The organism is Pseudobacteroides sp. (assembly GCF_036567765.1).
GTDB lineage: Bacteria > Bacillota > Clostridia > Acetivibrionales > DSM-2933 > Pseudobacteroides.
Genome location: NZ_DATCTU010000067.1, coordinates 1 through 9,360, shown reverse-complemented (window position 1 = coordinate 9,360; position 9,360 = coordinate 1). Strand labels below are relative to the sequence as shown.

The following is a 9,360-nucleotide window of genomic DNA, read 5'->3' as shown; positions in this document are numbered from 1 at the left end:
CCAACTATCCTTGGAGGGTATTCCCAAGAAAGCATTAATATCTTCATAATCGGCTCCTTTCGAGCTTAGCCGGATAATCTTCAATTTTTATTTATGAGAATAAAAATGTAAATTAAAATTCCTTTATAAGTATTTTGCGTATTTTTATATCAATTTATGTGTATAACTTTTATATTTATATGTTTTAATAAAAAAACATTTGCAGTGTGCCCTTATTTCCAACCCAAGGAAGGTATAAAATGCTTGATTTATTAAATTTATATGGATATATTCTGTAAATATAGAAAAAATCCTTCTTTTAAAATACAATACTTATACTATGGAAGATAAAATTGCTTTTTTGGTCATTCCTTTATATATTATACATTATATATTAATATAGTAAAATAAGTCTCATTAAAATTATTTTTTGAAATGGCCTCACTTAATGAATAATATGTAAATAAAATGCAAATTCTTTAATAGACAAAGGAGGAATAAATATATGGATTATACAAACTCCCCAAATACATACAAGCTGTCTGAAAACTATGGTGAAACCAAAATTGTGCTTACATCACGGGATCCCCATTGTCTGTTTGCATATTGGGAGATTTCAGGACTGGAGATAAGACATTTCATAGAAGAACTGGGAATTGAACTCTGGCAAAAATCTTCCCCTGCATTAAAAGTGAAAAATTTATCCAGAAACAGCAGCTTTATTATAGTTATTAATGATTATGCCACCAACTGGTATATTCAAGTAGATGACATCAACTGTATTTACGAGGTTGAATATGGAAGAAAAATCTCTGATAAAATCTTTATACCTATGGTTTCTTCCAACTACGTTCAAACCCCCAGCAATATGGTCAGCAGCAGTACATCATGTTACTTCATGGATTACAGAAACTTCTCCAAATCCGGATATGAAAATGAGAGTAAATTAATTTATGAAATGCTGGACTTGGAATCTTACTATAAAAATATTGGAATAAGCTCAATGGAATTTGCATTTAATTCAAAATTCGAACAATGCTTTGGAATTAGTTCCCTTGAGTTATTTGGAAAGGAATGATAACTTTGCTTAAAGGTCATGTTGCAGTAGTACTCCATGCACATCTTCCATTTGTCAGACATCCTGAGCATAAAGACTTTCTTGAAGAAAGATGGTTGTTTGAAGCTATTTCTGAAACTTATTTGCCATTAATTCAATCTTTTGAGTCACTAATAGAAGAAGGAGTGGACTTTCGTGTAACCATGTCCCTTACTCCTCCACTTTTAACAATGCTTACAGATACTTTACTTCAGAACAGGTATATGGATCATCTTGTAAAACTTATTGATTTGACTGAAAAGGAAATACATAGAACAAGAAGCCAGCCTGAATTCAGCCTTTTGGCCAAAATGTATCATAATAAGTTTAAAAGTGATTTGGTTATGTTCAGGGACAAATGCAAGTGTAATATTGTACAAGCATTTAAAAGGCTTCAGGATACAGGGAAACTGGAAATCATAGCCTGTGCCGCTACTCATGGGTATCTACCCATCCTTAGCAATTCACCCGAAGCTGTAAATGCTCAGATTACCATTGGTGTCCAGACATATGAAAAGTTTTTCAATGTCAAACCTAAGGGAATGTGGCTGCCGGAGTGCGGTTATACGCCTATGGTAGAAACCTCCCTTAAGAAAAATGGAATAGAATATTTTATCACAGAGTCCCACGGACTGCTTTTTGCAAATCCCAAACCTGTTTACGGCACATTTGCTCCAATAGTAACTACAAATGGCATTGTAGCTTTTGCAAGGGATATTGAATCTTCAAGACAGGTTTGGAGTGCCCATGACGGTTATCCCGGCGACAAGTGCTACAGGGATTTTTACAGGGACATTGGCTATGACCTTGATTACGAATACATTAAAGACCATATATCCCCAGACGGCCACAGGATACAAACAGGGATAAAATATTACAGTATAACAGGAAAGACCAATGATAAAACACCATATAATCCTGATACTGCAAAAGAAAAGGCAATTTTTCATGCCCGGAACTTTATAGAGAACAGAGAAAAGCAAATACTTACTCTATCCAAAATCATGGACAGGCCTCCTATAGTTGTGTGTCCTTATGATGCAGAACTCTTGGGGCACTGGTGGTATGAAGGGCCCCATTGGCTATACACTATGTTCAAAATGATTCATACCAAACAAAACTCCTTTAACCTTGTTACGCTGAAGGAATACATGAACAGCAACCCCATCATGCAAGTATCTGTGCCCTGTGCATCCAGCTGGGGATATAACGGATACAACGAAGTGTGGTTAAACAGCTCAAATGACTGGATATACAAGCACCTTCACAAGGGGGCGGAAAGAATGACAGAATTGGCTAATGAAAATAGGATTGCTGAAGGGATAAAAAAAGAAGCCTTAAACCAGGCAGCCCGGGAGCTCCTCCTTGCTCAAAGCAGTGATTGGGCATTTATAATGAAGACAGGAACCATGGTTCAGTATGCAGTCAAAAGGACAACCGACCATATCGGAAGGTTTTTAAGGCTTTATCATGACATTAAGGAAAACAATATCGATGAAGAATGGTTGATGGATATGAAGCATAAGGATAATATATTTCCTGAGATTGATTACAGTATTTATAAGACTATGTGAAAAAAGCGGGCATAAAATCCACTTACTCCCAAAATAGAATTTACAGGGCCTTCATTCTGAGCCCTGTAAATCTATCATTCAGCAGCAAATACACTTACCTACAGCATCCTCTTTGCACCTTCATAGGCAAGCTCTGAACGCTCGCACTCTTCATCAGTTAGAGTTATTTGGTGACATAAGGGACTGCCCTTCATTTTCTCAGAAGCATAACACAAGCCGTTAGTCCTAACATCAAGAAACGGATGATCTATTTGCTCGGGATCGCCCAAAAGAATAATTTTAGTACCAATGCCAGCCCTTGTAATTATTCCCTTTACCTGCTTTGGTGTAAGGTTTTGTGCCTCATCAATTATAACCCACTGCTTAACAATTGACCTGCCTCTTATAAATGCTATGGCTTCAGTATTGATAATTTTTCTGTCAAAAAGTTCATCTACCTTATCTTTAAGCTCTTTTTCACTTTTATAGCGTTCATCCTCATCATTATCTATAAGTACTTCCAGGTTATCTACAACAGGCCTTAAGAACGGTGCGATCTTTTCCTGCTCTGTACCGGGCAGAAAACCTATATCCTCATCCAGCTTAATATTTGGCCTGCATACCAGTATCTTTCTATAAAGCTTGCTTCTATCAAGCATGATTTTCTGAAGCCCAACTGCTAGAGAATAAAATGTTTTGGCAGTGCCTGCAGGCCCTTTAATAATCACAAGAGGTGCCTTATCCGCCTCCATCATCAGTGCTTCCTGCATAAATTTCTGCCCTGCATTTCTTGGTATTACGCCAAAAGGCCTCTCCTGAAGGTATTTTAAAGCAACTATTTCCTTTCCGTCAAATCGACCAAGTGCCGTTTGTTTTTCATTTGTAGTTGAGTGAATTATAAAGAACTGGTTGCAAATCCTCTCTTCCAGTTCCTTTTTGCAATAATCATGGGAAAAGCAAAAAATATCATCTATACTCATGCTTCCCTTTTTATAAAATTCATTTATCTTTTCCTCCGAAGCATAGACCTTCTGTCTGCCTTTATACTGCTCACTGTATCCCGGAACCTGCTCGGCATAAAAATCCTGTGCGATGACTCCTATTACATCTGCCTTTATCCTTTCAAAAACATCCTTGGTTACAAGAAAAACATTCTCCCCATTCTCCTGCAGCCCTTTGCAAAGCCTAAGAATCCTGTTATCATTATTGTCTTCCCATCCATCAGGAAGTCTGCCTCCCATAACATTCATATGTATCCTGAGAGTTCCCCCATTTTCCAGTTTAATCCCTTCACTCAAGTTGCCTTTACTCCTAAGTGAATCAATAAGCCTTGCCGTGTGACGTGCATTTGCTCCCAATTCGGAATTCTCTTTCTTAAACTTGTCAAGTTCCTCCAACACAATCTCAGGTATAACGATGGTGTTATCTCCAAACGAATATAATGCATAGGGAGTTTGAAGCAATACATTAGTATCAAGCACATATGTTTTAGTCAATTAATCCACACCCCTTTGAATGCCTAATATTTAATCTGTATTAAAAGCATTAATCTTATATGTGTAAAAAAATTTCATATATTACTATTTATATCGGCCTTTTAATTATAAAGAATAAGCTTCCAGTTTGCAATTGTAATGACAAAGACATCAATAATTTTGCGTCTGACATTTCTTGTACGACAATATTTATCCTTGCTTCATGCTGCCTTCAGTAACAGTTTTATGTAAACAAACATATAATAATATTAATCCTGCAGCCTAAATAATTAAACTGATATTTTGGAGGGAAAAGAATGAACACGATGAATAATAACAATTTGAACAACCCAAACGCCATCTATCCTGTTTCGGAGGAAATGCCGAAGCTTGCTCATGCTTATGTTCCTTTTCAGTACATGAATTGCTTGTACACGCCTGAAGTAGGATTAAAAAGGGGAACCATTTTTCCTGAGCTCGATAGACCTTATGGGGTAGACCCTGAATATACGGTTGATGCTTGATTGGAGGTATTGATATGGATACAAACCGTGATAGTCTTATGAAAGAAATAATGAGCCTGGATTTTACATCCATTGAACTAGGCTTATATCTAAACACACATCCTTGGGATCAGCGTGCAATAATGCTTTATAACACAAGTGTTCAAAAGTCAAGAATGTTAAAAGACAGGTATGAAAAGATGTATGGTCCAATAAATCAACAAAGTCCAAACAACTTTTGTACATGGAAATGGATCGACAGTCCATGGCCTTGGGAGAAATAAACAGGTTTAATAAGAATCAAAAAGGAGGCTTCTCAATGTGGATTTATGAGAAAAAATTGGAGTATCCAGTTAAGATAGTAAACTCCAATCCAAGAATGGCAAAATATATTATAACTCAGTACGGCGGACCAGATTTAAGGTTTTTATAGACAAATTTCCTACATATGAAATTCATTCTAAGTCTTAATCTGCCTCAAAAGTATAATCAAACTTAAGTGAATAATCAGCAGAAATAAAAATACGCTTTACAAGTTTTTTAAGAACGACCTCTTTTAAATTATAATCCAGCTTGTCTAAATTTTCAATTAAACCAATTACTTTATCGAGTATAGTATTAAGCTTTATCTCCATACTGTCACTTTTCTCAAGCTTTTTATTCAAAGCATCAATTTTTTGATTCAGTTCATTCTTTTTTTCCCGCAGCTCAGACATTCTGACTTTGTATTCGTCTATTAATATAACTTCACTTTCAAATGCCTCCTGCTGTTTCCTTATAGCTACATTTATTTTATCAAGACTTTTTTGCAATTCCTCACGAAGTTTTTTCTCCTGTATAAGTTTTTTATCAAAAAGGTATTGCTTAGCCCTGATGCTCTCCTCAAGCAATTCCCTGTCCTTGAAGAAATTCTTTAAGTGCTCCATAACAAGGCTATCTACCTTTCTCATATCCCAATACTTGGACTTTGTATCACAAATCCCATAGCGGTTCTGATCTACATAATAGAAATAATACGGTTCTTTTGGATTTTTGGCTTTACTTGGTTGCTTGCCACCATATATCTTACCATTGCAAATGCTGCAATAGAGAAATCCGGATAGCAAGTATTTCTTTTCACAGCTCCATTCCTTGCTATCCTTTTCTTTTCTTTCATTTATGATTTGCTGAACCTTTTCATATTCTTCATTAGTAATCAATGGCTCATGGGTATTATGTCTTATTATCCATTCCGATTCAGGTCTTACTAGCCTCCTTTGCCTGCCTGTACTGTCTCTGACCATGGTTGTAGCATTGTAAATAGTAATCCCCAAGTATACAGGATTCGTCAGTATTGTCCTAATTGAATTTGTATGCCATTTCTCGCCCCTTTTAGAGGGTATCCCCTGACTATTTAGATATTTGCATATTTTAAGCTGTCCCCACCCCTCCAGAAACTTCTCAACAATTAGCCTGTATATTTTTGAGGTCTCGTCATTAACCATGAGGTACTGTTTATCTGGAGTCAGCATATAGCCAAAAGCTGGCGAGGCTACATTGGTTTTACCTTCCTTGGCCTTTAAAAGCTGAGTTACCTTAACTCTGCTGGCTGTAGTTTTCCGCTCCTTCTGAGCAAGTCCTGCATGAATGACCAGCAGAAATTCATCATCATCGGTCCGGCTATCGTAGTTTTCTTTAAGAGAAATAAAAAACGCACCATAATCACCAAGGCTTCTCTTAAGCTCAATGATATCCATTATATCTCTGGAAGTTCTGGCAATTTCTTTGGAAATAACACCGTTTATTATTCCTTTTTTTATGTCTTCTCTGAGTTGCTGCATTTCATTCCTGAGATATGAATATGCACCGCTTTTAACATCGATATAAAAACGCAGCAGGTTATATCCGTTTACGCTTGCCCATTCTTTTAATATCTTCTGTTGGTTTTCAATAGAAGACTTCTGAGACTCTTTGGCAGTTGACACTCTTATATAGCCGCCAACATCCAGATTATTCTTTCCCAGTGTTTTATGCTGGTCATTATATTCTTTAAACCTGTTGCCGCTGACAAGAGGAGGAACATATTTTATTTCTCTGTCCATACCGGCACACTTCTATCTTCACTTGAATTTATTTCTTCCATAAGTATTTGTTTGATAAGAATTTCAATAACATCATCAAGAATTTCAATTTTAGACATAATTAAAACCCCATTTCATAATATCGTCTAGGCCATAATATTCAAAATATGGCTTGTATGATTACAGAATGAGGTTAATTATATTTGCGGGATATTTATAAAATAGCAAAGAATTTCATTTTAATCCAGTGGTAAAATTTCGTTTTAGCCGTTTCTATTGTAAAGTGCCAACATTTTTTTACTTTCAATAATGATTCTGCGAACCAAATTTACATAATAACCATATTATATAAATGGAGGGAGGTGAATTATATGAAAATTAGTAAGTTAAAGAAGCGTATATTTTTGATGGCTTTAGTAACAATCCTCGCATTTCCCACTCTTATCAATGCTGAGCAGTTAACTGATACTGGCTCAGGTACACTAACAGGCAATCCTGATGCTTTTGTTGATGTTGTAGTAAGTGACAACACAATATCCTATGGTACCTTAAATATCTCAGCCCAGGGTTTAGCAAATGCAAGAACAGATGGCGGTACTGAATATGTTATTTTTGAGTCCCAAACTGATATAACAAATGACAGTATTGCTTTTGATGAAGGTGCAACAAACTCCAATAGCTTCTACAAAGTAACATCTTCTGGTGAAACATATCCGCTTGTAGGTGGCTTAAATAATACAAACTGGATTTTCTTAAAAGATGCTACTTCTGGTACTGCATATGTAAAACCCCAAATAACAGGCAATTTAACAAACGGTGGCGGTGGAGTAACCATGCCATCTGGAGTAAACGAAGTTGGAAGTCTTTCATCAGAACTGATATACTACACATCAGCAGATGCTGGTGTGACATGGTCCAGAAATACAAAAACAGTATATATTGCCCTTGGAGATGACGGAAGATTATATGTTGATGATGCTGCTGCTTTAACAGCTAGTTCACAATATATTACGGCTAAAGGCGGACAGACAGATGATGCTTTTTTAGGAAATAATATGGTTTTATCTTCAACCTTTCCGACTCTGGCAACTGATCCAGTAACACTGGATTTTGGTTACTATTCTGCTTGGGATGCGACACAAGGAAATGGTGATAAGTCGTTCTATGCACTTGTTGATATGCCCAAACATGCAGCTACCGGTCATAACTGGACCTGGAACTTTACTATTACTGGTGAATATCATTCCAATCCGTAAGAAAGGATTATTAACGATGGTTAGAGCAATTCTTTATAAACTTATTACTTTCTGTATTTTTCTATTTATACTAATTAACTTTACTCTTACAAATTCATTTGCTCAGCCAACTACAAAAAACAAAATAGCAATAAGACCAGCAATAGTGGATTTGGGAGCTGTAGATGCTAAGCAGTATACCACAGAAATAAATGTTGTAAACATGGGTAGCACCTGTACAATAAGCCCCAAAGTTGAAGGGAAAGGCAGTGAGTGTATCACTGTCTTTCCAAGTACTTTTAAATTGTTAAAAGGCGAGACTAAAAATATAAAGGTTATAATTGATAGTACGTCAATCAAGATAGGGGCCTATGATTTATCTATACTTTTTATATCAGATAATCCAGATGAAGATCCTAATGGTTTGGCAAAAGCAAAAGGAGAGACTTCCTTTAGATTAAAGTTCTCTAAGCCAGGTATTGCAATTGCAAGTTTTAATGTAGTTGATGTTGAGAAACCCAAAAATGCATTATTCTATATAATATATGCTAACTTTTTACATAGCAAGAGTTATGTAAACTCAAATATTAAAATTATAAGTTTAGAAACTAATGAAGTTGTAGCAGAATTTAATGAAAAGGTTTCAATGAATCCATATCCACAAGCAGGTTTTTATGGAACCCTAAAAATCCCGTTTACAACAGAAGATGTTGAGATGGGAAAATACTTTGTTAAGGTAGATTCCATTAGTCCTGATGGAAAAAGGCTAAATGCTGAGAAAGCTTTTAAAGTGGGTTTATTAAGAGGAGAGCTTATTAGCGTGAATGTAGAAGATGTATATAAAGGACAAATGGCTCATTTTAAAGCTGAAGTTAAAAATACTGGTAATCTGGACCTTAATACGTCACTCAAGGTAATTGTTAAGAATGAGAAGGGGCAAAAAATTTTCCCGGATAAGTGTAGTATGATTTTGCCTCCAGGCATTGAGCAAAATCTAATTGTAAAACTAGAAACAGATAAACTGGATTCAGGATTATATACAGCTGAATATGAAGTGAAGTATGGGAATAAATTTTCTACAGGTAATCTAGTTTTTAACATTCTTCCCAATTCAAATTTCCTGATTATTATTGTAGTTTCTTTATTAAACGCTATAATATTGTTTTTAATTATATTTTTATACTTTGTGAAAATAAAGAATCGTAATAAATTATGCTAATATCTGACTTTCATACAAATAAGCCTGATGGGAGCAGCTGCGTTCTATACTGAAATGTGGATGTTAATATACCGTGACAGACTTATCGCCTACTTGTACTCATTAGTGTTGCATAAAAAACTTTAATAAAAATCAACTGTAATATTTACCTGTAAAAATGTGAAAGCTCCTTTGTTAATATCAAGTGGGTTGACCTGACAAGCAACCACAATAATTAACTAAGGAGCTAACGATATGGTT

General features: G+C 35.6%; 8 protein-coding genes and 1 pseudogene. 7 read left to right on the top strand and 2 right to left on the bottom strand.

Annotation, left to right across the window (positions count from 1 at the left end; translation table 11 throughout):
- Window positions 1–484 precede the first annotated feature (484 nt).
- A complete protein-coding gene (locus VIO64_RS10015; protein ID WP_331917702.1) occupies window positions 485–1,057 on the top strand; it encodes a DUF4912 domain-containing protein in 573 nt (190 codons plus the stop codon).
- Window positions 1,054–2,649, top strand: a complete 1,596-nt coding sequence (locus tag VIO64_RS10010; RefSeq protein WP_331917700.1) for a glycoside hydrolase family 57 protein — start codon at window positions 1,054–1,056, stop codon at window positions 2,647–2,649. Before VIO64_RS10015 ends, VIO64_RS10010 begins: the two co-directional genes overlap by 4 nt.
- A gap of 98 nt (window positions 2,650–2,747) precedes the next feature.
- Here VIO64_RS10010 and VIO64_RS10005 read toward each other — a convergent pair whose 3' ends face one another.
- Window positions 2,748–4,124 (bottom strand): PhoH family protein, encoded by a 1,377-nt coding sequence (locus tag VIO64_RS10005; protein WP_331917698.1) that lies wholly within the window; start codon window positions 4,122–4,124, stop codon window positions 2,748–2,750.
- 296 nt (window positions 4,125–4,420) lie between these two features.
- On the opposite strand from VIO64_RS10005, the gene VIO64_RS10000 reads away from it, so the two are divergent.
- From VIO64_RS10000 to VIO64_RS09990, 3 genes and pseudogenes are all read left to right on the top strand, one after another.
- The gene (locus VIO64_RS10000) at window positions 4,421–4,627 is read left to right on the top strand and encodes a spore coat associated protein CotJA (protein WP_331917696.1); all 207 of its coding nucleotides are present in this window, start codon (window positions 4,421–4,423) and stop codon (window positions 4,625–4,627) included.
- A 14-nt stretch (window positions 4,628–4,641) separates the two neighbouring features.
- Window positions 4,642–4,890: a spore coat protein CotJB gene (locus VIO64_RS09995; RefSeq protein WP_331917694.1), complete on the top strand. Its 249-nt coding sequence runs from the start codon at window positions 4,642–4,644 to the stop codon at window positions 4,888–4,890.
- 35 nt (window positions 4,891–4,925) lie between these two features.
- Window positions 4,926–5,024, top strand: a pseudogene (locus VIO64_RS09990) (manganese catalase family protein); the annotation flags it as partial.
- 49 nt (window positions 5,025–5,073) lie between these two features.
- Here the strand turns inward: VIO64_RS09990 and VIO64_RS09985 are convergent.
- A complete protein-coding gene (locus tag VIO64_RS09985) occupies window positions 5,074–6,687 on the bottom strand; it encodes a recombinase family protein (protein WP_331917692.1) in 1,614 nt (537 codons plus the stop codon).
- A gap of 350 nt (window positions 6,688–7,037) precedes the next feature.
- Here VIO64_RS09985 and VIO64_RS09980 point away from each other — a divergent pair, with 350 nt between their 5' ends.
- Both VIO64_RS09980 and VIO64_RS09975 read left to right on the top strand, forming a co-directional pair.
- Window positions 7,038–7,922, top strand: coding sequence for a hypothetical protein (locus VIO64_RS09980; RefSeq protein WP_331917690.1), 885 nt, complete (start codon window positions 7,038–7,040; stop codon window positions 7,920–7,922).
- Window positions 7,923–7,938: 16 nt separating this feature from the next.
- Window positions 7,939–9,120 (top strand): hypothetical protein, encoded by a 1,182-nt coding sequence (locus tag VIO64_RS09975; RefSeq protein WP_331917688.1) that lies wholly within the window; start codon window positions 7,939–7,941, stop codon window positions 9,118–9,120.
- Window positions 9,121–9,360: the final 240 nt, after the last annotated feature.